The 24,696-nt window shown below is 42.0% G+C and carries 16 protein-coding genes and 1 pseudogene; 11 read left to right on the top strand and 6 right to left on the bottom strand.

Annotation, left to right across the window (positions count from 1 at the left end; all coding sequences use genetic code 11):
• The first annotated feature begins 917 nt into the window (after positions 1-917).
• From ACYRY3_RS24400 to ACYRY3_RS24375, 6 genes are all read left to right on the top strand, one after another.
• Positions 918-1,202 carry a cinnamycin family lantibiotic gene (locus ACYRY3_RS24400; RefSeq protein WP_460204223.1) on the top strand — a complete coding sequence of 95 codons (285 nt, stop codon included), beginning with the start codon at positions 918-920 and terminating at the stop codon, positions 1,200-1,202.
• Between the two features lie 360 nt (positions 1,203-1,562).
• Entirely contained in the window at positions 1,563-4,817 is a 3,255-nt protein-coding gene (locus ACYRY3_RS24395; protein ID WP_460204222.1) for a type 2 lanthipeptide synthetase LanM family protein, read from the top strand.
• 309 nt (positions 4,818-5,126) lie between these two features.
• Positions 5,127-6,047, top strand: a complete 921-nt coding sequence (locus ACYRY3_RS24390) for a Nif11-like leader peptide family natural product precursor (RefSeq protein WP_460204221.1) — start codon at positions 5,127-5,129, stop codon at positions 6,045-6,047.
• Positions 6,048-6,149: 102 nt separating this feature from the next.
• Positions 6,150-7,874 carry an ABC transporter ATP-binding protein/permease gene (locus tag ACYRY3_RS24385; RefSeq protein ID WP_460204220.1) on the top strand — a complete coding sequence of 575 codons (1,725 nt, stop codon included), beginning with the start codon at positions 6,150-6,152 and terminating at the stop codon, positions 7,872-7,874.
• A 123-nt stretch (positions 7,875-7,997) separates the two neighbouring features.
• The gene (locus tag ACYRY3_RS24380; protein ID WP_460204219.1) at positions 7,998-8,786 is read left to right on the top strand and encodes an HET-C-related protein; all 789 of its coding nucleotides are present in this window, start codon (positions 7,998-8,000) and stop codon (positions 8,784-8,786) included.
• Between the two features lie 36 nt (positions 8,787-8,822).
• The gene (locus ACYRY3_RS24375; protein WP_460204218.1) at positions 8,823-9,530 is read left to right on the top strand and encodes a hypothetical protein; all 708 of its coding nucleotides are present in this window, start codon (positions 8,823-8,825) and stop codon (positions 9,528-9,530) included.
• A gap of 240 nt (positions 9,531-9,770) precedes the next feature.
• Here ACYRY3_RS24375 and ACYRY3_RS24370 read toward each other — a convergent pair whose 3' ends face one another.
• The 5 genes from ACYRY3_RS24370 to deoC form a co-directional block, all read right to left on the bottom strand.
• Entirely contained in the window at positions 9,771-10,472 is a 702-nt protein-coding gene (locus ACYRY3_RS24370; protein ID WP_460204217.1) for an HhH-GPD family protein, read from the bottom strand.
• 109 nt (positions 10,473-10,581) lie between these two features.
• Positions 10,582-11,730 carry a glycosyltransferase family 4 protein gene (locus ACYRY3_RS24365; RefSeq protein WP_460204216.1) on the bottom strand — a complete coding sequence of 383 codons (1,149 nt, stop codon included), beginning with the start codon at positions 11,728-11,730 and terminating at the stop codon, positions 10,582-10,584.
• 472 nt (positions 11,731-12,202) lie between these two features.
• Positions 12,203-13,858: an MFS transporter gene (locus ACYRY3_RS24360; RefSeq protein WP_460204215.1), complete on the bottom strand. Its 1,656-nt coding sequence runs from the start codon at positions 13,856-13,858 to the stop codon at positions 12,203-12,205.
• Entirely contained in the window at positions 13,842-14,789 is a 948-nt protein-coding gene (recO, locus tag ACYRY3_RS24355; RefSeq protein WP_460204214.1) for a DNA repair protein RecO, read from the bottom strand. The genes ACYRY3_RS24360 and recO overlap by 17 nt, the downstream gene beginning before the upstream one ends.
• A gap of 66 nt (positions 14,790-14,855) precedes the next feature.
• Positions 14,856-15,536: a deoxyribose-phosphate aldolase gene (gene deoC, locus ACYRY3_RS24350; protein ID WP_460204213.1), complete on the bottom strand. Its 681-nt coding sequence runs from the start codon at positions 15,534-15,536 to the stop codon at positions 14,856-14,858.
• Positions 15,537-16,503: 967 nt separating this feature from the next.
• Here deoC and ACYRY3_RS24345 point away from each other — a divergent pair.
• The 5 genes and pseudogenes from ACYRY3_RS24345 to ACYRY3_RS24325 form a co-directional block, all read left to right on the top strand.
• Positions 16,504-17,142, top strand: a pseudogene (locus tag ACYRY3_RS24345) (nucleotide sugar dehydrogenase); the annotation flags it as partial.
• Positions 17,143-17,562: 420 nt separating this feature from the next.
• Positions 17,563-18,792: a GAF domain-containing sensor histidine kinase gene (locus ACYRY3_RS24340; protein WP_460204212.1), complete on the top strand. Its 1,230-nt coding sequence runs from the start codon at positions 17,563-17,565 to the stop codon at positions 18,790-18,792.
• 56 nt (positions 18,793-18,848) lie between these two features.
• Positions 18,849-20,996 (top strand): WD40/YVTN/BNR-like repeat-containing protein, encoded by a 2,148-nt coding sequence (locus ACYRY3_RS24335; protein ID WP_460204211.1) that lies wholly within the window; start codon positions 18,849-18,851, stop codon positions 20,994-20,996.
• A 1,264-nt stretch (positions 20,997-22,260) separates the two neighbouring features.
• The gene (locus ACYRY3_RS24330; protein ID WP_460204210.1) at positions 22,261-23,649 is read left to right on the top strand and encodes a HAMP domain-containing sensor histidine kinase; all 1,389 of its coding nucleotides are present in this window, start codon (positions 22,261-22,263) and stop codon (positions 23,647-23,649) included.
• Between the two features lie 8 nt (positions 23,650-23,657).
• The gene (locus ACYRY3_RS24325) at positions 23,658-24,338 is read left to right on the top strand and encodes a response regulator (RefSeq protein WP_460204209.1); all 681 of its coding nucleotides are present in this window, start codon (positions 23,658-23,660) and stop codon (positions 24,336-24,338) included.
• Here ACYRY3_RS24325 and ACYRY3_RS24320 read toward each other — a convergent pair.
• Positions 24,335-24,637, bottom strand: coding sequence for a hypothetical protein (locus tag ACYRY3_RS24320; protein WP_460204208.1), 303 nt, complete (start codon positions 24,635-24,637; stop codon positions 24,335-24,337). The two genes, ACYRY3_RS24325 and ACYRY3_RS24320, sit on opposite strands and share 4 nt — an antisense overlap.
• Positions 24,638-24,696: the final 59 nt, after the last annotated feature.

Here is a 24,696-nt window from a genome sequence, read left to right as displayed (position 1 = left end):
AAAACCCTTACTAATGACCCTCCGGGTTCGCCAGTCCACTCTTGTTGGGAAACCCGCCTACTTTCTCTGGACTCACCAATGACAAATGACTAAGGACGACCCTCACCAGTTACTTTTTTTCTTACCGACCTACTTATTTGTGTCATCCTAACTTATCGTTAGTTCTATCACAAGTTGCGCTCTTCATAAAATTTATTAGTTTCAAAAATAGCGCATCGTCTGATGCTATGAGACTCAGATTAGCTAGAGATAGGCTGGCTAAATACTATATTCATGAATGTAGATTTGTTACAAAATGTTAAATAAGTGATGCTTGTACACTAATTGAAAAATTTCGCAATCAAAATCCATTGCAGATAAGAGAACAAGGTTTAAGATCCCCGTTGAATGGGAGTAGGGCGGTTCGCTTCCTAGAGGTGTCGGAATACCTTCTTTACACCTAGCTTTTACTTCCTAAAAAGGAACATTAAAATAAATATACAAAAACCTCTGCCTAAAGATAGAGTAAAAAGAATTGCCATGAGATAGTCAGTCATAATAAATCTATCTAAAGTTAGATGATTGAATGTTGTTTGTGATACTAAACTACGCAGTGAAGGTAATAGCTGGCACTTTTAATAGTTCCTTAAGGCTCTCTAGGGCAAGATATGAGGTAAAATACAGGCTGCACGTAGTAAGAAAAGGGTTTTTAGAACGCCCCTCAATCGGCAGCCTACATAAGATTTAAGTCTCCTCGCCACAATCTTTGAGGCGGTCTTTAATCTTGCCGGGGTCACCAATCCCCATCTCACTTGCCTTCTCCATAGCTTCCTTCTTCAAGCGGCTCCTAGTGTTTTTAGGGAAAAACCCTAACGATTTGGCTATTTTCTAATTTCAATATTCACCTGATTTCTTGAAGGTCATTTACGAGGTTATTTATGTCTATCAATACTCTTGAGCAACCTTCTGCAAACTACCTTGAGCAACTGTTGCAGCGAGCAGCGACTGATGCAGAGTTTCGCAATGAATTGGAAAGCAACCCCACATCTTTTGGCATTTCATCTGAAACAACACTCGTGTTGCCAAAATCAGTTGCTATACAGGAGCAATCCGGTATGGAACTGGGTGATGATGTTGAAGGAGAATTGGGAATAGTTGTAGCTTGCCAAAGCACCTGTACTAGTGGTCCTTACACCATCATTTGTGATGGGACAACAAAGTAGATAGTTCATTTTTCTGTTTTAGGAGCCGCGCAGAAATAACGTATTGGTTTTGAAAAAGAAAAGCCTTGGTAATCAAGGCTTTTAGTGATTAAAAAATGAACTTATTTCAGGTTTGCTCCCTAACAGCGATCTTGTCCTAAGCTAGCAAACAGACTGGCTCTTTCAGCGTTATTGAGCAGTGGCAAAACTACGCCTTAGCAGCACATAATTTTCTAAAGAGGCTAGCAGCTAAATCTCTTTTATATAAGGAACTTCTGTAGAAAAAGTTTAATAATTTTTTGTAGTATAAACGTTCTTGGCGATCGTTGGAGTTCCCGACAATTTTAGCCTTGCATCATCATAATTAAAATAGAGACTACAATGCTCGATCGTTCTTCACTCCTTGAAATTGCTAGCCGAGCTAGCAATCTATCTGAGCGCACTATCATTGTTAAGCAACTAGCTGAGCGTAATCTTCAAGCAAAGTGTGTTACTCAAATTAGTCCTCTTGATACCTGGATTGTAGAAAAAATAGCAGGCAAATTAGCTGCAAAGTTCATAAAGAGGAACTCCAATCAGCAAGAAATAACTCAGCTCCCGAAAACTGCTGATATCAAAGAATTACTAATTAACTATAAGTTGTATGAATTGAATTTAGCTAATTTATCTGAATTGGATAGGTTAGAGTTCATCAAACCCCATGAAAAATGGTTAAACACGTATCAAGCAGCTCTCGCAACACTAGACTTACCAAAAAATGAGTTTTTGACAAACGTTTGGTATCAAGAGGACATTTACTACGGAAAATTTGCGAAAGTTTGCGAGCCATTTCTGCGGTTACTAGACCAAACATTGCGATCGCTATGCCATGCAATTAGTGTATCTGTTGCTGGTAGCTATACAATTAATCCCCAAGTAGTGAATGACATTCAGCTTCACCTGTTAAAGCGCTTTGAAATTTCTTTAGCTTGGGCGCTGGAAGCAGATATAAATGTTTACTGCTCTAAAAATAATATCGCCAAAACACCCGATTCTCGCGATGCTTACATCGCTTATCTTGAACAAACCTTTGATAGCGAGCAAAATTACCATCGCTTTTATTGCAAATTTCCCATACTAGGACGTTGGTTAGCTCAAATCACCAGTTTTCTCTGCACAGCTGGTGAAGAACTGCTCCAACATTTGACTATCGACCGCCAGGAAATCAGTTCTAATTTCTTTGACGGTAGAGAAATTTTGCAAATCAAATCTTTGAAATTGGGACAGTCGGATCACCATGCTGAGGGAAGAAGCGTCATCATTGTTGAACTAGAGCTAATCAACTCTGAAACTGCAACTATAGTATATAAACCCCGGTGTCTCAAATCTGAAGCAGCAATGCAAGGGTTACTAGAAGCTTTGAGTCAAGCTAAAATCATCGACTTTGCCACCTATAAGGTACTTTGCAAGGAAGGCTATGGTTATGCAGAGTTTATTCCCTCTGGTAAAAATTATGTCTCAAGCGAGGAGGAGATTAAGAGATTTTACAGTCAATTAGGTGGATATTTAGCCATATTCTACATCCTAGGTGGGGGGGATATGCATCATGAAAACATTCTTGTCGCTCGGGGTAATGCTTTTATTTGCGACTGTGAAACTGTCCTGGAAGCCCAACCGTACAAACGGGAAAAATTACCAGATACAGTATTTGATTCGGTATTTAAAACCGTTATGCTTGATTGGCCCCGCCCCAAATCTGCTGATAAAAATATAAGTATCAGTGGTTATAGTGGTGGTGAATCCTACGAATCCCCATTTGCTGTATCCAAAATTAATGACCACCGCATGTCATTAGCTTTGGCTGTGGAACAAAAGATAGGGGAGCGTGTTGAGAACCAAGCTACGAATCGCATATATTACAACGGAGAACTAGTCAACCCGCACGATTATAAAGACTTTATTGTGGGTGGGTTTAACAAGGTTTATAGTTGGTTCCAACAAAATACAGATTTAGGAATACAGCAGATTAAAAAACTATTCGCGCCCTCATCAGTACGCTTTATCAATTTAGGAACACAAGCTTATGTTAAATTGATTGCTACAGCACAGCATCCTAAATGTTTGGCTGACCCGCTAGAAGTAGATTTGATTTTTAACACTTTAATTGAACACCCTAGGAAGTGGGATGATACTAATCGGCTAGCAAATTGCGAAATTAACGCCCTGTGGCAATTAGATGTTCCCCTCTTTACTGCAAAAGCGACTGATGATAATCAATTAATTTATAACTATCAGCATCCACTGCCAGACACTTTAGCACTTTCCCCGTTGGATAATGCAGCCAAGCGAATTCAGAAGTTAACCACAGAAAACCAAATTCGACAAAATCAATATATTTATACTAGCTTCTCCACCGAGGAAATTAATAACCAATATTTTATAGATTCAGCCGTTAATTATGCTCAGCAAATAGGCTGGCAGTTGTGCGAGTTACTCCAGCCGTCTTCAAGCGAAGCTCCGTGGAAAAATTATGAATTTACGGGTACTGGTAAAGAACTCGTGGATATTAGAGCCGATATTTATGCTGGATCGGCAGGCATTTGCTTATTTTTGGCTTACCTAGATCGCATTCAACCACAACCTCAATTTCGTCAAGCGGCAGAAAGAGCTTTAGAGTATTCCATTAAGCAACGCGATCGGACAATGATTGGGGCATTCCAGGGGGTAGGGGGCTTAATTTACCTACTAACACACCTAGCTCGGCTATGGAATAAACCAACACTGCTCGATTTGGCAAACGAATTCATTGATGAAATCATACCTTGTATTAGTCAAGATCGATACCTAGACGTGTTGCAAGGTGTTGCTGGGGTTATTCCTGTCATGCTGATTTTGGCGGAAGCTGGATATGATAAAGCCCTTAATTGTGCTAGCAAGTGTGGAGAGCACTTACTTGAGCAAGCCATTTGCGAGAATGGTACGCACAGTTGGCCTTGTAACCGTTCAGAGTTAGCACAAGGTAACTTAACTGGCTTCTCCCACGGGGCTAGCGGTATTGGCTGGGCGTTAATTTTACTTGGTAGTTACATGAAAGACGACCGATACATTACTGCTGGTCGTCAAGCTTTTGCCTATGAAGCAACCAAATTTGATATCACCCAACGCGATTGGTATGACTTGCGAACATCAGTGATGAAACTAAGTGGAAAACAGCCCCATTTTGCTAACGCTTGGTGTAACGGTGCGGCGGGAATTGGTTTGAGCCGGATTGCAAGTTGGGCAGCTTTAGGCAGAAATGACGATGATTTACTGCGAGACGCTTATACGGCGCTTAGTGCAACATTACGTAACTTTCATAAGTTAGGCAATGACTCGTTATGTCATGGGAGAACAGGGAATGCCGAACTTTTACTGCGGGTTGCCAAGTTGAGGGATGAACCTTATTTGCAGATGGAAGCGAATGTACTCGCTCAAGCGCAGTGGCGGAATTTTGAGAAGACCCATTATTGGATTTGTGGTGGTGGTGGTAACGATGTTCTTCCCGATCTCATGCTTGGATTGGCAGGTATTGGAATGCACTTTTTGCGCCTAGCCTATCCGGAACGAATTCCTTCACCCCTATTATTAGATCCGCCACCAAATATCGAAAGCTATTAATTAGGTAAGAAAAAATGCAATTGATAAGGGTCGTCCTCAGTCATTTGTCATTAGGAGCCACTGCGTTGCGGTGAACCCAGCCCTGTCGGCGGGTTTCCCGCGACCACCGGGACTGGTGTATAGCCCTGCGGACATAGCTTCGCATCACAAAGCGTGTACGAAGGACACAGGAGATACCCGGAGGGGGTTTCCCCCGTTAAAGCAAGTGGCGTTCATTGGTAAGGGTTTTAGATGCATTTACGTTTTGTAATGTAGTTCTGTTTATTCCCGCCTACGACTCATTAGTTAAATTTTAAGGAAAGAACAGTTATGCCCAAAGAAAGTATCCAACAATTCCACGAAGAATTTATAAAAAATGAGGAATTAAAGCAGAAGGTAAGGACAATTACAACTTATCGAGAGTTGATTAAGCTTGGAGAAAATTACGGCTACTCTTTCACAGCAGAAGATATAGCAGAGGCAAATGCTGCTTACCAAGAGACCGAACAAAAAGTTTCTTTGAATGATGCTGTTCCCAGTTCAGAGAAAAATTCTTACCAAGTATATCACTATGATTTTAAATGGTCAGAGCTTCAAAAGTTTGCGGAAATTATTCCTGAGTTTGAAAAACTGAAAATCAAGCCGAGTACGGTAGATATCAAACATTTTGAGAGCCTTTTTCGAGAGGATGATTTTAATTTCAACTCTATCTCTCCAGCTTCACCTGAATTCAAACCTTATCATGACGCAGTTACCAAGTCAGATATGGAGTCAAAAGAGTTTGAGCCTCTTCCTGAATACATTAAGCGCTCATTTCATTTAATAAATTTGGATCTTCATGTCACACATCAGCTTTATAAAGATTATTTTTTTTCTAAGTTTAAAATCATTAAATTTATGGAAAATCTTTTTGAAGAAGAAGTTAGGTTTTCAGGAAGCTTATGGTATCCTCCAAATGCATACAGGCTATGGCATACCAATGAAACCCAGCCCGGATGGCGAATGTACTGGATTGATTTTGACAATTTTGATTCCAACACAAGTCAGACATCTTTCTTTCGCTATATGAATCCCGAAACTAAGGAATTGGTCACACTTTACGAACAACCCAAGATAGTGAGATTTTTTAAAGTCGAAAATAGTAAAGATAAATTATTTTGGCATTGTATAGCCAACCCAACAAAATTTAACAGGTGGAGTTTCGGATTTGCAATTTCCGATCGATGGATGGAGAAATTACTCCCTGGTTAATAGAAGAATACTAAGTAGGTGACAAATGACAAATGACTAAGGACGAGCCTTACCAGTTATGTTTTTTGTTACCGACCTACTTAACTCCGCAGGAGAACCAAGATGAATATATTGGACAGTCAGCTGTGGAATGCATTTTTAGCAATTGCTAAGCCTTACTGGTTTCCATCCTCAGAAGGAGGAAGGACATTACCACAGGTTTTGCGGTCATGGTCTATGTTAGCTTTAGTGCTGTTATTGCTATTGTCATTTAATAGCATAAATGCATACAACAGCTATATCAATAGAGATTTGCTGGACTTACTTGAACAAAGAGATGCTCCCAACTTTTTCCGTCTATTATTTATTTATGCTAGTACTTTTGTAGTTCTGACACCGCTGATAGTTTTGTCTGAATATTTTAGCAGAAGACTTGCGATCGACTGGTATGATTGGCTAAGCAATTATATTTTGGATAAATATTTCCATAATCGAGCTTATTATCAAATTAACTTTCAATCGGACATTGAAAACCCCGATCAACGTATATCCCAAGAAATCGAGCCAATACCGAGGATGGCTCTAGATTCTTTATGCATTGTTATCGAAAAAATTATTGCAATCATTGCTTTCATTGGCATTCTCTGGTCTATTTCTAAACTGGTAGTATTTGTTCTCATTCTTTATTCTGTCTTTGGCAATGCTGTTACAACTTTCCTAAGTAGGGAAGGACCTCAGCTGAATTCCGATAAACTCGAATCCGAAGCTGACTACCGCTATAGCTTGACTCACGTCCGCGACAATGCTGAATCTATTGCTTTTTTTCGGGGGGAAGCCCAGGAATCACGTATAGTTAAGAAAAAATTTACTCAACTGGTGGAGAAATTAATTAGAATCACTGATTGGCAGCGGAATCTACAATTATTCGCCAATGGGTATCAGTCTTTTCTCTACGTAGTTCCTTTTTTGACGGTAGCACCTTTGTATTTTATAGATGGAATTGAGTTGGGAGAGGTTTCCCAAGCAACAATCGCTTGTGCTCAGGTTGCGGGAGCAGTGTCAGCGATTATATCTCAGTTTGGATCTCTCGGTTCATTTGCCACTTTGACTAATCGCGCAGCTACTTTCTTAGACACTTTAGCAGAAGCAACAATACAAAAGCCTGGTAGTACTGTTGAGACAGTGGAAGAAGACCGTCTGGCGCTGGAACAGCTGACATTACAGACTCCCAACTATGAGCGAACTTTAGTCCAAGACTTGTCAGTTTCGGTCGAACCTGGTGGTCTGCTGATAGTAGGTCCGAGTGGCGCGGGCAAAAGTTCTCTGCTACGACTCATTGCTGGGTTATGGAACTCTGGTACAGGTCGTCTAGTGCGACCAAACCCAGAAGAAATGTTATTTTTGCCCCAAAGTCCTTACCTGATTCTGGGAACTCTGCGCGAACAGCTACTATACCCGAACATAAATAATCAAGTGACGGATCGAGAGCTTGAGCAAGTGTTGGAACAAGTCAACCTCCAAAATTTGCTTGCAAGAGTCGGTGGCTTTGATGCAGAAGTCTACTGGGAAAATATTTTATCTTTAGGAGAACAACAACGTCTTGCATTTGCACGCTTCTTAGTGACTCGTCCACGCTACGTTATTTTGGATGAAGCAACGAGTGCTTTGGATTTGGGAAACGAGGAGAATCTCTATCGGCAACTGCAACAAACTGAAACAACTTTTATTAGTGTTGGTCACCGGGAGAGCTTGTTAAATTATCATCGCCATGCCCTAGAACTATCAGGGGATTTAACTTGGCGGATTGTTCCATCTCAAGACTATCAATATGATTCTAGTTGGGAATAGTATTGCTACTTAAGGATTGCCTTACCTTGACAGTTTGTGTCAGTTCGAGGATTTTAAATTTGGTAGCAATGATTCTGTTGACAGATCTAATTCAGTAGTTTATTTAGATAATTGGAAAGAAAAATGCAAAGTTTTAAAAAGATCGCTTTAGCCGCCCTATTAACAGTCGCACTACTTATATGGGTTCCAGAACCTGCTTTGGCTTTTAAGGTTCCGATACATGAAGAAATCACTAGAGAAGCACTTGCTGATACCAACGTTGTCATTGATGGTGCGACGCTCCAATTTTCAACGCGAGCCATCCAACAGATTGTGGATGCCAATAAGGATACCGATCAGCCAGTGAATCAGTTTAACACCGAGAAGCATTTCGACGGCGAGGACTTCCCTGGTGGAAGTCAACGGCTCGTCAATCTTAAGGAACGAACCATCACTAAAGTGATCGGCGAAGAGCCAGTAGCGTCCTCGGCTCGTAAGGATCTAGGTGGAGCCTTGCATACTCTTCAAGACTTCTATGCCCATAGTAATTGGGTAGAACTTGGACATAGCAGCCCTAATATCAACACTCAATTAGGACGTTCGGAATTCTCTGGAGCTGGGAAAGACACGCCAACTTGTCCTACAGATCCGGCGACTCTCGCTGATGCGGGCTTAAATCAATTAACCTCTGGGTATTTCCTCTTCACCGGTGCTGTCGTTCCATCATGCTCTTTTCCAACTGGAAAATGCCGACATGGGATTCCTGTAGTATGCCCTTCAGGAATTAATAAGGATGATGATAGCCGAACTGGATTTTCAACCGCACGCAGCTTGGCTGTTGATGCTACGAAGGACTTTCTCAATCAGATTTTCACTGATTCTCGCATGACGGGCAATGCCGGGGCCACTAAACAGCTAATGGGAATCAATTAGAAAGGCAAACAAATTGACAAATTAAGGTAGATTTGCATGAGTCAGGATGTATTAGAGTCTTCTCCGATCGCTTCACGAAATTGGCAATCCGTGTTAGAAGCATACAAATCTTCTGCGCCATACAACTATGCAGTGATGGACGATTTCCTCCAACCTCATGTTTGCAAGCAACTTCATCAAGAGCTGCTGAATCACTTGGGATGGCGCTATCAGGACAAGATAGAGCAGCCGATTCTTAGTAATATGAAACCTGAGATCGAGACAATTTTTAGCATTGCGGAATCACTGAAAGCCCATTGTGCTTCTTTGTTTTCTAACTACGAATTGGTGGAATACTGGGCGCTTATGTATCCCAAGAATGGGTTTGGGAAAGTGCATTCTGATATTGGCGCTTTAACCTTGAATATCTGGCTGACACCAGAACAGTACAATCTAGATTCTTCGGGAGGGGGTCTGATTTTTTTTGATGTCAAGCGTGAGTCGGAAGTTTCCTCTAATCAGTCCCCATCATATCTTTGGTCAGAGCAGTATGTGAAAGATTTTACGAGAGGACAAAAAGTCAGAGTCAGTTACAAATGTAACCGCGCACTTCTGTTTGATGCGAAAACTTTTCATCAAACTGATGCTTTTTGCTTTGCGAATACCAAACCAGAGTCTCACCGCATCAATCTTTCTTTGGCGTTCGATAGTTCTGGGATTTATCGCGATCGCGTTGATTCGTTTAGAAAAACATTGAACAACTGACAGAGATAAGCACGACAAAAAATAATTTTCTACCTGATTTATTTCTTGAGATGTGCGATCCCCGACAAAATGTTGAACTTCTGACAGAGAAGAGCATTCTCTCTGTCAGCTAAAACGTTAACTAATGTCGTGAGGATGGATGATGTTTTATTTGGGATATAGTATTTTTTGTGTGATGCTGTTGTTAGCTTTGTTTGGGGCAATGATTCAAATGAGCCTTGCCTTAGATGAAGCTGATATTCAGGGCTTTTCTGTTTGGACAAGTATTGCTTGTGTCATTGCTGGGTTACCAGTGATGTTGTGGTAGTTACACTGCTGTTGCAAAGGACACTCAGAACAAAGGGGATTCCTCGCTCTACAAACTGCTGCCCCAAAGTCAAATAGTGTTAAGTTCCATGCTCCAACTTTTGTTTTGGGTGCTGCTTGTTCTGCTGCTTTCCAAAGTAAAGGGCAGCGCGATTTTACCCGACCACCCTCCAATCCAAAAAATCGCTCTAAAATACGGGCAACGTTGGTATCAATAACTGCTTTGGATTGTCCAAAAGCATTGGCGCAGACAGACCGGGCGATATATTTGCCAACTCCCGGTAGTCTTAGCAGCTGAGCTTCTTGTTCGGGGATTTTCCCTTCACAATCTTTAACAACTATCTGTGCTGACTTGTGCAGTCGTTCTGCTCGAAAGGCAAGACCCAAAGGTTGCAAAAAATTGGCTATCTCGGCAAGTGATGCATCAGCTAAGGCGCTGACTGTAGGATATCGCTCCAGAAAACTTTGGTACAAGGAAGCGACGGAAGGTGCATTTGTTTTTTGCAAGAGAAATTCTGCCACTAGGATGGCATATGGGTCTTGAGTGTTCCGCCAAGGAAATTCTCTACGATGTAACTTTGCCCAAGTTAGCAGTTGGCAACGAAACCATTTAAGTTTTGCTTCATCAAGATGCATGAAATTTGCCCTTCTTTTTAGTGGGCGAGCGCTAAGGCTGTGCGGTAGGAATCCTTATCCACCCATATGTTAGCAACCCGGTTTCATAAAAGTTACCGGGTTGCTCAGCTTATGCTCCGCGACTAAACTGAAAGCTACGCTGCTTGAGAACTTCAGTATAAAGTTCTACCAATCTTTCAATGTTGTTATTGAGAGTATAGCGCTCCAACACTCTCTGTCTGGCTTTTTGCCCTAACAAAGTTGTTAATTCTGGATGGTCTTGGAAGAGTGGTAGGAGAGTTTTCAATTGGGAGCGTACTGTTTTAGTATTCAAAACAACTCCCGCTCCTTTTTCCAGCACTTCTCCATCTGCACCTACATCCGTTGCTATACAAGCAATTCCACAAGCCATTGCTTCTAGTAAAGATAGGGATAAACCTTCTACTAATGATGGTAAAATAAAGACATCAGCACCTCGAAGAATCTCAATGCGGCGTTGTTCATCCGCAACAAAACCCAACCAGGTTATGTTGTACTCATCGCCATAAAACGTTTCTAGAGATGCTTTTAACGGTCCATTGCCAACCACAAGCAATCTGCTATCCGGACCCATATCCGCCTGTTTCCACGCACGAAGTAGGGCTTCAACATTTTTTTCTGGGGCTATGCGCCCTTGATAGACAAATAAGCGATTGGCTCGAAATTCCGCTTTAACGCGAGAAGGACCGGGAGAATACTTTGCGACATCTACACCATTAGGAATAACAGCGATATTTTCTTCTGGTACTCCTAAGCGTGCTAACAATTCTCGCTGAATTTGGGAAAACACTATGACGCGATCGTAGTTACCCAGAAAAGGAGCGTAAAGTTGATAAGCCAAAAGTTGTGTTCCCGATACAAGTTTCGCCCCTTTCCCAGCAAACGGAGTGTGAAAAGTAGCAATCAGGGGTAAGCCCAGTCGTTCACAAATTTCCGGTAGAACAAAGTCTAGCGGAGATAGAGTGAGCGAAGCATGAACTATATCTGGTTTGATACGTCGCAGGGACTGCGTTAAAACCTTAGTCGCGTTGAAAGTCGGAATTGTGTAAACTTGGGATTTGTAAATGAAGGGTAGAGTTACCTCTGGGCAATTAGGCCAGTTATCCGGGTCTGATTCTTCTTGGGCAAAATGAAGAAAGCTAACTTGATGTCCCCCGTCTAGCAATGCGTTGGTAATTTCTCTGCTATAGGTGACATTGCCGCAAAATGGTGATTTTTTTCCAATCCAGGCTATACGCATTCTTTGTTAGCTATCAGGAAAGCGAATTAATTATATTAACTTTTTGTCTTTTTTTATCGGCGCTTTGCTGTAATGCACTTGCTAGGTTTTCATTAGTCACAAAGCAGCACAATTATCTGCCACTGAGGAAAAACATGACATTTTTCCCGGTAGTGAAAAGTTTACTTTACTTATTCTCTCAAAATTGTTAATTCCCAGACTTTACAAAACAACTTGTCCAGACACCAATAATAATACCCAGCCGAAGTCTCTTCGATCCCCAGCAAGTATGAGAGAATTTATCACTGTGGTAAGTTTACCATGAAAAGACAAGCTTTCAGTCAATAAACAATTGCTAGAAGCTAAATATTAACCAAAATACTGTCAAAAGATAAAGAATGAAGGATGAAAAACTTGCCACTAGGTAGATAGTGTTGACTTCATACTTCACGCTTCACGCTTCATAGTTTAGGTGACTCCTTTCATTGAATAGCTACTTAGAAGAGTTATACCAGGTTAATATACCACCTGAAAAGACAATTGCAGCTAATCCCAAAAAGACTGCCTGCAATCCAATAAAGGTTTCTGCCATTCCTGCCAATGCTAAGGGTAAAGTAAGAGCAATGTTAATGACGTTATTTTGCAGACCAAAGACTTTTCCACGCATTTCTGCTGGGGTTTCTGTTTGAATAGCAGTTTGCATGGGAATACCTATCAATGCGCCAAAGGCACCTACCATCGTTACCAAAGCCAGAACAACCAAAAGTTGTTTAGTGAAGACTGACAAACCAATGAGAGATGCTGCCATGCCCAAACAGCCAAATAAACTGAGCTGAGTATATGAGAAGCGCTGACAAAACAAACCTAAAATTGTTGCCCCCAAGGCAATGCCAACTCCACCAGCTGCAAGTAAAAAGCCAAATTGAGATGCTTTTAAATTAGGAATGAGTTCTGCCATACGAACTGCTAGGACGGTTAATGCCGCAAAGACAGAGAACAATATTATAAGTTGAAGCAGGGCATTGCGGAGGCGAGAATTTTCTCCCAAGTACCGAAAACCATCGCGCAAGTCTTCAAGAACATGAGGGGATTCTTGACCGGGTTCGTGAGGTTTTTCGTGAGTTGCAAGGAGCAACAAAATGGTTCCGGCGATCGCATAACTGCCACCAACCACAATTTCTTTACCCAACCCATCAATACCACCAAGCAGCAACCAAATTCGATCTGCTACAGCTAACAGGGGTTCCCCTACAGCAAACCCAACTATCACCGATGCCATCATTGTTGTAGTGTAAAGTGAGTTAGCCGAGAGCAAATGTTGCTCTTGTACTACCAAAGGAATTGCTGCTTGTTCTGCGGGTGCAAAAAATTGTGTCAGTGTGGACACGAAAAAAGTGACTCCTAAAATGATGACAAACCCCACTGGTAAAACTCCAAGGAAGGGTTGCCAATCCTGAGTTAGCCATAAAAGTGGCGGAATGCTCAAAACCAGTATGCCGCGCCAAACATTTGTGGATACCAAAACTGCTTTTTTTGACCAGCGATCCACAAACACACCAGCAACGGAACCAAATAGCACTGCGGGAATGGTAAAAGCCATCATCAGCGCCGAAACCCAACCACTAATAGTTTGGTCGCTGGCTTGGAACTGAGTACTAATGATGGCAATCATTAATACCAAATACACTTTATCTGCCAGTTGGCAAAAAACTTGACCGCCCCAAAGAGCTAGAAAGTTGGCATTTCTCAATATGGGGAAAAAACCCCCGTTTTGATTATCGCCTGATGCTATTTTGTCACTGGAGTCAGATACATCTATATTAGGTGTATTTACAGTAGCGTTTGCCAATGGTGAATGATTGTGCCCGGAACCATTACTTTTGCCATTTGCCTCACTGTCAGTTGATTGGAATTCCGATTTTTTTTCGCGATGGTTTGCGAGGTCGGTTCTGGGTAATTCCGATGAGCTATTTTTCTTGTTGTCGTAAACGTTTTTTGCGGGCTTTTCTTCGAGGTAATCGTGACTAGATACGGGCTTGGAAACACTAGGATGGTTGGTAACTTTATGTACCGAAGCCCTACTCTGTTTTTTGACATGGCTTGGTGACATCGGCTGAGCTTTTCTATCCAAATCAGACGGTTGCATCATGGTTGGCAGCAAAATAAGAATCAATTAAAGCAGCGGAGCGAATAGGGCGACCAAAGTGATATTGAGCATATTGACGCAAAATTTGCTCAACAGAGAACCAGCCATAATTTGTGGCTGTATCTTGCATTATCTCTGGTTGTGATAACTGTTGGAGTATCGCAAGTTCTGTGGCATCCAATCGGCTGGAAATAATTGGTATTTCTTGCTTGTGGACAACAGTTTTGTAGCTAGAAGAATTTTCTTTGACAGTAGCAGGGGCAGAAGAGGCGCTTTGGATGGGGGGACGGGTGGATGGAGTGTTGGTTCTCGCCCCCTCGCCCCCTTGTCTACTCCCCCACTCTTCCTTCAGGCGTTTCCATTGTGTGAGGCAAACTGTTCCCCCAGTTGGAATGCTAAATCCTACCTGCCAGCTGGGGTTTGTAAAATCTGGTGTCAGAGAATTGCCAGTTAAGCAGCAGGTTTGCACTTGGGGTGTGAGCCCTGCTATTGCTAATAGGTGAAATAATCCGTGGGCTAAATATGCTATGACAGCAGATCCCTCTTTGCTTGGCAAAGCTTCTATGCGACTGAGATGTTCGTTAAGTAACTCATAAAGTTCTTCTTGGGGTTGCTCGCTTAACGCCTGACACAGCGCCACTTCTGCTAAATACTGACTGGCTGCGAGTTTGAGCAAGTCTTTGGCAAGCCCTGGATAAGTTTTGAGAGTGTGGGCTTGTGTAATTTTGTCAAGCGATCGCCCTTTAGCAATCAATAACTCATTAACGACAAACATTCCACTCCTACCGCCCAGGCTGGAGTTGTGCTTGCGTGACCCAGGAGCAACTGCGCGAATCAGACCAAACTCTCGTGTCAAAATTGTCACTAGCCTATCTGATTCTCCTATTGCTTGGGTTTTCAAATTAATTCCAGTTGTCTTATAAGTTTTACTCATTTGTCCTCTGTCATTTGTCCTGCGTCACTTGTCCTAGGTTTCACACTAATGACCAATGACTGATGACTAATGACTGCGATCCAGCCTTTCGCGCTGGCGGAGCAACTCAACACTGCGGGAGGTTCCCAATCTGGTAGCACCCGCTAAGATCAAGTCTAGAGCTTGGTCGATGGTACGAATTCCCCCAGCAGCTTTAATTCCTACTCTTTCTCCTACAATTTCCTTTAAAAGTTTGACGTCTGCTACTGTTGCACCACCATTCCAACCGGTACTAGTCTTAAGAAATGCCGCTCCAGCATCCATAGATAGTTCTGCTGCCAGTCTTTTTTCACCATCATTAAGCAGGCTTGTTTCCAAAATGACCTTCACTGTTTGCCCGGTTTCTTCACAAATTTCGGCAATTTCCCTGTGTACATCATCACTTTTGCCAGATTTTAGCCAGCCCAGATTTATTACCACATCCAACTCTGTTGCACCATTTTCCACGGCTGCTTGAGCTTCGTACAGCTTTGTTGCTGAAGTCACTGCTCCCGTAGGAAAGCCAACCACCGTACAAACCTTGGGATTTTTGCCATGCAAAAGCTCTGCTGCTTGCTTTACGTGTACCGGGTATACACAAACTGCCGCAAAGTGAAATTTGTCTGCTTCTTCACACCATTGCTCTACCTGCTCTGAAGTAGCTGTTGGCATCAGCAAAGCATGGTCAATGAATGGCGCAATATCAATGTCTGTATAGTCTGCTGCCATCGCCCTTTCTCAAGTGATTGAATATTAACCTTTATAAAAAAATTTAAAACTTTCTAGATAAATTAAACCATAATTCTTATGAATTTCTGCTGAAATTTGCCGTTCGCCGAGTGTGGAAAATCACCCTTGTGATAGTATAATCCTCATTCTATGTAATTTATTTTACATATCTTTAAGTGAAAGACTACCACAAAGTTCAAAGCTTGCAGACAAAAATTGTATTGTTAAAGCTTCAGCAACTGAGATTTGCCGCATTTTGTAAGGATGTTAATGCACTCCATTGTTGCCATAGGAAGCTGTAGGAGAGTAACGCCATCTGCGAAGGCGTTTGCAAGACTTTTTTGAACTTTCTCCTTTATCAATAATAGCGAATTTTTTGATACCTGACCTTAGTAGAAAAGAATGCCGAGCATTGGGATGGTTCGGAACATGATTTTTCCTAAACGAATACTCGATTGTTAGCTTCTCGGGTATACTCTCAAGGCATGGCAAAATTGAATCTTGTTGAACGGGTTTTGACTGCTTCCTCTTATCAAAAAACACTTTATCTTTGCTGCTTGAAATATATTTTTTCCAAAAATAAGTCCCTATAGGTAGAAAATTTTGACTTACAAAATTTCAACCATAGCTACTTGATTAACTTACTTGGACAACAAATAAGAATGATTATTTCTTCTTTTGTAGGGTGGGCACTGCCCACCACTAGTGGTCTATCGCAAAAGTTTTGAGGAGTGATTAAAAAACCGCAAAAACGAGCCAGTGCGTTGCGGGGGTTCCCCCCGTTGAAGCACCTGGCGTCGCAAAGAGCGCGAAGAAAGAGGAAAAAAAGATGATTTGAAACATCATTTTATATCATGTTCGACTCATTACTTACGATAGACAAATTCAACCCCACCCGCCTAACGGCACCCTCCCCTTACTAAGGTCTGGGTTAGGGAGGGGTATTTATATTACAAGTGTTTAACCGAACATGATTGCTAATATTTGCGATCGCGTTGGTGCTGATGTCACCCAAGTTGCTAAAGGAATTGGTTTGGACTCCCGCATTGGTCACAAATTTTTGCAAGCTGGTATCGGTTGGGGTGGTTCCTGTTTTCCCAAGGATGTCTCTGCTCTGATTCACACTGCTGATGACTATGGCTACGAGGCTCAGTTACTCCAAGCCGGTGTGAGTGTTAACCAGCGTCAGCGTCTCATCGCCGTTGAAAAGCTTCAGCAGGTACTTAAAATCCTTAAAGGCAAAACAGTAGGACTACTCGGTCTGACCTTTAAGCCCGATACAGATGATATGCGCGACGCTCCAGCACTTGATTTAATTGAAAATCTTAACAGACTCGGAGCCAAAGTTAAAGCATATGACCCAATCGTTTCACAAAGTGGGTTACGTGATGGTCTATCAGGTGTACTAGTAGAAACCGATCCAGAGCGTTTAGCCGATAGTTGTGATGCGTTAGTCCTGGTCACCGATTGGCAACAATTCCGGAATTTGGACTACCGTAAAATGGCAACTTTAATGAACAATCCCGTGATGATCGACGGTCGTAACTTCCTCAACCCACAGGAGTTGCAGCTAGCAGGGTTCAATTACGTAGGAATTGGGCGGTAGGCTCATATCTTGCACCATCACCTTATTGCAAAAATCAAAGCCCAAAAAGCTCATTATTTCGTAGGTAGGGCTATGCCGCACACCTCCTCCCACAAAGAAGGTGCAAGATGTCAGTATGGGTGCAAGGTCGCCGCCCCCATACAACAATCTGTACCTCCTCTGCGTTGCAATCTGCTGTAAATAGCATATGAGACTCAAGAAATTAAATGAATTGAGTCTCATATTTCGGGGCTATCACGCTCCCGTGTTATCTAGGTGTTTCTTAAGAAGGTGATGAAAACATAATAATTTTTTTAAGCAAACTATAAGCAAAGATAAGAGTTTTATGGACTGTTAAGGTGTAAACATCGGGGCTAAAATAAGTTTATAATTAAAAAATATTACGTTCCAAATCTGAGTGAAAGTAGCCGAAAGAAAGCGATGGGACTTACACCACCCCAAAATGAATTACACAGGCTAGCGGCTCTTCGCCGATACCAGATTTTGGACACTCCTCGTGAAGCAGCCTTTGATGACCTCACCCGTTTAGCAGCGCAAATTTGTAACACTCCTATAGCTTTGATCACCTTGATTGATGAGTGCCGTCAGTGGTTTAAAGCCAAAGTTGGCTTGGAGATTGAGTCTACTCCACGAAACATAGCATTCTGTAACCACGCCATTCGGCAGCCAAATGACATTTTGATTGTTCCAGATGCACAACTTGACACTAGGTTCGCCAGCAACCCACTAGTCACTTCCCCCCCTTATATTCGGTTCTATGCTGGTGCTCCACTGGTTACACCTGAAGGATTTACATTGGGAACACTCTGTGTCATTGACAGTATTCCACGACAACTGAGTTCCGAACAACTAGATGCATTACGTACTTTGAGCCGTCAAGTCATTGCCCAATTGGAATTAAGACGCAATTTAGAAACATTAGAACGTATAAACACATCTGAACGGCAGCAGATTGAAGATCTCATCTCTGCCCTTTCCCACGATCTCCGTACTCCTTTACTAGCCACTCGCAGCACTTTACTTTCCATGTTGGGTGGAGCATTTGGTTCCATCAATGATATTTGGCGAGGCGTGCTTGAAGATTATTCTCAAGCCAATGAAGAGATCCTTAAGCTTGTGGAAGCCCTCTTAGACATCTCTCGTTATAAAACTAACTTTGGTAAAAACCTCAACTGCGAGCCCCTGAACTGGGACAAAATTTTTGTCCGAGCTATTACTAGGAATAACGTTATTTCTAAACAAAAATGCACAATAACTTACAATATACCTCCATCACTACCCATTGTCTACGGGGATGAGCTTGAAATTCAACGAGTCGTACAGAATCTAGTTGATAATGCTGTAAAAGTAAGCGCTGAGAATCAACAAGTCAGCCTTGAGGTGTCACCACTTGGAGTTAACGAAGTCAAGGTATCAGTACACGACAATGGACAAGGAATGACTCCCCAAGAAAAGGAAAGGCTTTTTCATCGTCTCACTCAAGGACGCGGCAGACTTAGCAGATCTGGTCTAGATCTCTATTTGTGCCGCCAGATTGTAGAGGCTCATGGAGGTACTATTAACGTCGAAAGTAGTCTTGCTAAAGGTAGCACCTTCTGGTTTACTTTGCCTGTCTTCCCAGTTGGCGATCGATTTCATGAGTTTTTTTAAGGTGCAAATCCTAGAGTCAGGTCGTAATGTGGCAAAGTTTAGTTAACTACATAAATATGATGAATTGTCATTTCCGCGTTTCTTTAGGAACAGCTGCTGGTGTTGCTATGCTTGCATTGGCTACTACAACCATAGCACTCGTACCTTTCGAGCCTGGTTGTAGTACTACGTCAAATTATCAATGGAACAATGTTTCCTTAGGGGGAGGTAGTTATGTAACAGGTGTCTACATACATCCCCTCCAACAGGATTTAGTCTACATTAGAACTGACGTAGGAGGGATTTATCGTTGGAATTCAGAAGATAAGAGATGGGTTCCATTAACCGATCGTTTTCGGCTTACTGAAAAAAATTTCTATGGCGGAGAAGCGCTAGCACTTGACCCCAACAACCCAAATATCGTTTACATTGCAACTGGCAAATATACCTCTGCTTCGGTTGGCTTGGGTACAATTTTTAAGTCGAGAGATCGCGGGAACACCTGGACTCAGCTGAACATAAATCTGCCGATGGGCGGTAACGAAACTAAACGATGGACGGGAGAAAGACTCGCCGTCAATCCGTTTGATTCTAATAATATCTTGTTTGGTTCCCGGTTAAATGGGCTATGGAAGTCGTTAGATGGTGGTAAAACGTGGTTTCAAGTTAGTTCCTTTCGTGGAAAGCCGGAAGCCAGGATTGGAATTACAGGCATTCTGTTTGACAAGAACAAACCTGGTTTGGTTTATCTGAGTGCGTATGGAGATGGGATATACAAATCTACCGATACAGGTGTGACTTGGAGCAAAATAGCAGGAAGCCCCTCACAGGTTAATCGAATGGCTCTTGCAAGCAATGGATCTCTGTATGTGACTCACAACTCAGGAGTCAGCAAATATACAAACATGATTTGGAGCTACATCACGCCAGCGAACGCCAAAACTAAATTCAATGCCATTTCTGTAGATCCAAATAACCCCGATCGCATTTTAATTGCTTACGACCAGTACTCTCGCATAAATGATTCTTGTAGAGTTTTTCAATCTAGCAATGGTGGAACTTCTTGGCAAAACATGATGTATAGCTTCAAACCACAAGTGCCTTGGTGGCATGACTGGTATTTTGCCGCCGCAGCCTCAGCTATTGAATTTGACCCGACAACTCCTGGTAGGGTTTGGTTAACAGATTGGTATGGAACATGGCAGACAGACAATATTAACACCCAGAGGTCTGTGTGGTTAAATTATGTAAAAGGACACGAAGGGCTGGTTAGTTTTGCCTTAGCTTCACCTCCAAGAGGGTCTTTGTTATTAAGTGGGACGGCTGATGTGGATGGCTTCAATCACAGTCAAGGATTAAACACTTACCCATCCACAAAGTTTGGTGGCAAGAACGGTCCTCGGTTTCAAGATACTTATAGCATTGCCTATAGTGAAAGCAATCCTTTACGAATGGTGCGCGTTGGCGGCACGCGATGGAAAAGTACCTACTCGGGAGCAACTTCAACGGATGGTGGACACCGATGGACAAAGTTTTCATCATTTCCAAAAAACACAATACCACTGCGTGTAGCTATATCGGCAACTAACCCAAATCTGTTTGTTACTATCGTTAGCCAGAACCAGGCCATACGTACAACTGACGGTGGAAATTCATGGAGTGAAGTATCGGGATTGCCTAATGGACCTAAGGGTACCTGGTACTGGGGTCAACCACTGGCAGCAGACAAAGTGGATGGCAATACATTTTACTACTATAGTGACGGCAAAGTTTACCGCAGTGAAGACGGAGGTGCATCTTTTAAGATTGTGAATTCATCACTTCCTACGGAAGAGTGGTACGGTCTCAAAACGGTACCGGGAATCCAGAGTGAAGTTTGGCTTAGCCTTAACTGGAATGGGCTTTATCGTTCAAAAGATGGTGGTACGACATTTGCAAAGATTCCGGGAGTAGAGAGAGCTTATTTATTTGCATTTGGAAAAGCACTCCCAGGAAGCAAAACAGAGACGTTGTATTTGTATGGTAAGGTTGCAGGCTTGGGTGAAGGTATCTTCAAGTCTCTAGATAATGGAAAAACATGGATAAGTATTAGCAACCCCGAAATACCTATTGGCAACGATCCCAATGTTATGGAAGCTAGCAGACAGCAATTCGGGCTAGTCTTTATTGGTACCAACGGCAGGGGAATCTTCTACGGAACTGAGTCAAGTAAGACACAACGGTAGATATTTCAGTTTCTGTTGTAACGCTAGCCGACTTGTATGAGTTTGTTCGTATCAAGTTGTTTAAACCAACTTTGCATGACAGTGCCTGCTATCAAACCCCTCTCTAGTCTCCCCAATCAATCAAGGGACTACAGGGGGGTAAAAGACATTGCAGCTTCATAAAACAATGATATTAGTAGGAAAAGAAATAAAAGTAATAAAAGTAAGTGAATCATCTCCCTCACCATTAAATCAAAGCCCTTTCCTCTTGAAAAAGGGGTAAAGTATTTCATATCTTGCACCATCGTCTTATTGCAAAAATTAAAGCCCAAAAAGCTATTGTTTCGTAAGGTGGGCACTGCTTACCAGCCCTCCCAATCAAAGGTGCAAGATGTCAGGTATAAAAAATTTATAATTACGAAAAACATTTTCGTTTAAAGATTGGTTACTGATATTAGTAAGAATAAAAATCATACTTTCAGAAAGTATGAAAAGTGAGTTATTTGATTTTTAGGAACAAAAAATGATTTTTGTGTGTGAGTTGTGTTAATTTGCTATATGTTAACTGCCTATGCTCTCATTATCTTAAGAAAAAGTTAAAGGAATCTAAATTGATTGTCAACACAAAGAGAATTGATACGATCGCTTGTATCTTAAGAATTAAAATCATTCATTTAAAAAAAGTAAGAAAAGTAGGTTATTAGAATTTAACTATTAAAAATAAAATCAAACAACTTTTTTAGTTTATAATTATGGGACTTGATTAGAGGAGTTAAATAAATCAAAACAAAACTTGTCTTTCACAAGTATGAGTACACACTTTACGAAAGAGGTAGAAGTTACTTCTATAGGTTGAAATAAATAAATAGTAAATCAAGTATTTTTTTAATGAACATATTTTGCAATCATAAGAATGATATTGATTTTGAGTTGCATGGTTTATAAAATAATCTCCTTTAACACGCTTTGTTCTTTGATTTCCTTGTCTAAGACAGTCAATTTATTATTAACAAAATTAGTTAATATGGAAATCCAAGCCCGTATTTTTACGCCAATACACGTTATGGGCATAACTGAATCTAAAATGAGTGCTGGCGTTCGTATTGAAGTAAAGCAAATTTGTCTTGCCTACAGACGCCGCAAAATGTCAATTGTATTTACACAAGTATAAAGACTGTTTGTAGTGTTAGCCGTTAATTTGATGCAGTTACGTGTGCCATCTACTCTAAAAAATCATTTATTTACGCCCCTGTACCTTAGCTTTTTGGTACTGGTGTTATTAATAATGGGTCAACAAAGCTTGGATCTTTGGATAGAACGCCTTACTCAGACAGCATTTGATAGGTTGACCCATACTCTAGTCGTAGAGCGTGAGGGAGAACGTCTTCTTAATGCTGTCATAGAAGAAGAAAGAGCTACTCTAAAGACTGGCACGAAGGAGGCGATCGCATTTTACAGAAGCTTCAACCGTCTATACACTCTGGTACAGGATAATCCTACTCAACTTCAGCAACTTGGTAAAATCAAATATCTCTATGACCGATGGAAAAGTCAGCTGGCTCAAAAAGCTTTTCCTGCCTCTAGGAACACAAAGGGCTATACTTCCGTATCAAAGCCCTTATTCAATGTATTGCACAATCAAATTTTGAGCCTCCTTGAGAGCGAGCAGATAGTTTTAAGTAAACGTCAGTATCAGGTGCAGCAGCTCCAAGAGATAAATGTCGCTGTAAAGCTCTTCAGCCTCATGGCTATCCTGACAGGAGTATTGTGGAATCTCGATCTTTTACATCGACGCGTTAAGGTTCCTCTGCGTCAACTGACCAAGGTAGGTGAAGTTTGGCGGGCGGGTCAAATGGAAGCTCGGCTTGGTTATTCGTCCTCTGATGAAATTGGTCAATTAGCTGGAGTTCTCAACGAAATGGTAGGAGAAGCTTGTTACCGCCAACAACGCATTCAAGTGCGTAACGAACAGCTTGAAGACTTAATCTCTGCCCTGTCCCACGATTTACGTACTCCTTTACTGGCTACTCGCGCCACTTTAGAGAGTATGCTCAGAGGGGCTTTTGGTTCTGTAAACGACACTTGGAAAGAAGTTTTTGAAGAGTACCATCAAACTAACGAAGATCTCCTCAAACTTGTAGAAACTCTGTTGGATGTTTCTCGCTATGAAAGCGCTCGTGGTGCTTACTTAAGCCATGAGCCCTTGAATTGGAGAAGGATTTTTACTAAAGTTATTACGCAAATAAAAGCGACTTCAAAGCGTGAGTTCGCCCTTACCGATAAAATTGCAGAATCACTCCCAACTGTCTATGGTGATGAGGTAGAAATACGACGAGTTGTGCAAAACTTGCTTGAGAATGCTATACGAGTGAGCGAACCGAACAGGGGAATTGTCCTTGAGGTAGGGCTCCTTGGAGAAGCGCAAGTGAAAGTTTCCGTGCGCGATCGCGGTCCTGGAATTGCAAAGCAGGAAAAGGAACGGCTCTTCCACCGTTTTACTCAAGGGCGAGGGCGATGTGGGCGAGCAGGTCTTGGTCTTTACTTGTGTCGTCAAATCATTGAAGCTCATGGAGGCTGCATCGGCGTCGAAAGCACCCTTGGAAAAGGTAGTACCTTTTGGTTTTCCCTGCCCGTTCCCACAAATAAGGCTGAGTTAGACAATGAAAAGAAGTAGGAGGCGGAATGATAGTGGAAAGTAGCGAACAAAAAACCGTGCAGATTTTACTGGTGGATGACCATGCTTTGATACGCCGAGGCATGAAAGGTCAATTTTCCCTTGAATCTGGCTTTGATGTTGTTGGAGAGGCGGGTGATGGTGTACAAGCTGTTGAATTAGCTGCCCAACTTCAACCAGATGTGGTTTTGATGGACATTGATTTACCAATTATGGATGGAATCACAGCTACCCAACAAATTAAAAGCGATCGCCCAGCCACTCGTATCCTTGCCCTGAGTGCATTTGACAGTGACACTCAGGTCATGGGGATGCTTGCAGCTGGTGCAGACGGTTACTGCCTTAAGAGCATTGAATGGGAACAGCTCGTTGCTGTCATTCAATTGATTCTTCAAGGAGGTGCCTATTTAGATCCTCAAATAGCTCAAAAGGTTGCGCGAATGCTTAAACCTTCTACCGTACACCCCGAAGTTCCTGCATCTGAAGTAACGCAACAACCTATTCTCAGTAATCGTGAGCGTGAGATTTTGAGGTTTATTGCAAGGGGATACTCAAACCAAGAGATTGCTGACGAGCTCTACCTCTCACTCGGAACTGTCAAATCCTATGTCCGTATGCTCCTTAACAAACTTAGCGTTGACGATCGCGTGCAGGCAGCAGCTCTTGCGGTGCGTGAAGGGTTGATTTAAACCTGAAAAATTTCCTGCAGTCGAACATATAGTTTTGTAGAGGTGGTAACCGATGGTAAAGCATCACCCATAGGCTGTTCTGACCACAAAATGTAGGGAAGATGTAAACTTCCACGCACTAAGTTCTCATGAATAGGCAGACACAGCACTAAGACATGGGGGCTAAACAGAGCCACCTCTTCATCCTCCGGAATACCATAGTAGGGGAACACTTCTGCATTTTGTTTCATGCAGTAGCTGCTGACGCGCTGTACAGCAACAACGTTGCTACCAATGACCATAATTCGATGCCTTTCCATTACAAATATTACTTCAATAGGGAATATTGCACATATCAGCCTATCTTCCGTAGCCTAAA

Source organism: Scytonema sp. NUACC21, from assembly GCF_054684315.1.
The sequence above is the reverse complement of the archived record's forward strand: the minus strand, read 5'-3'. Positions and strand labels throughout refer to the sequence as shown.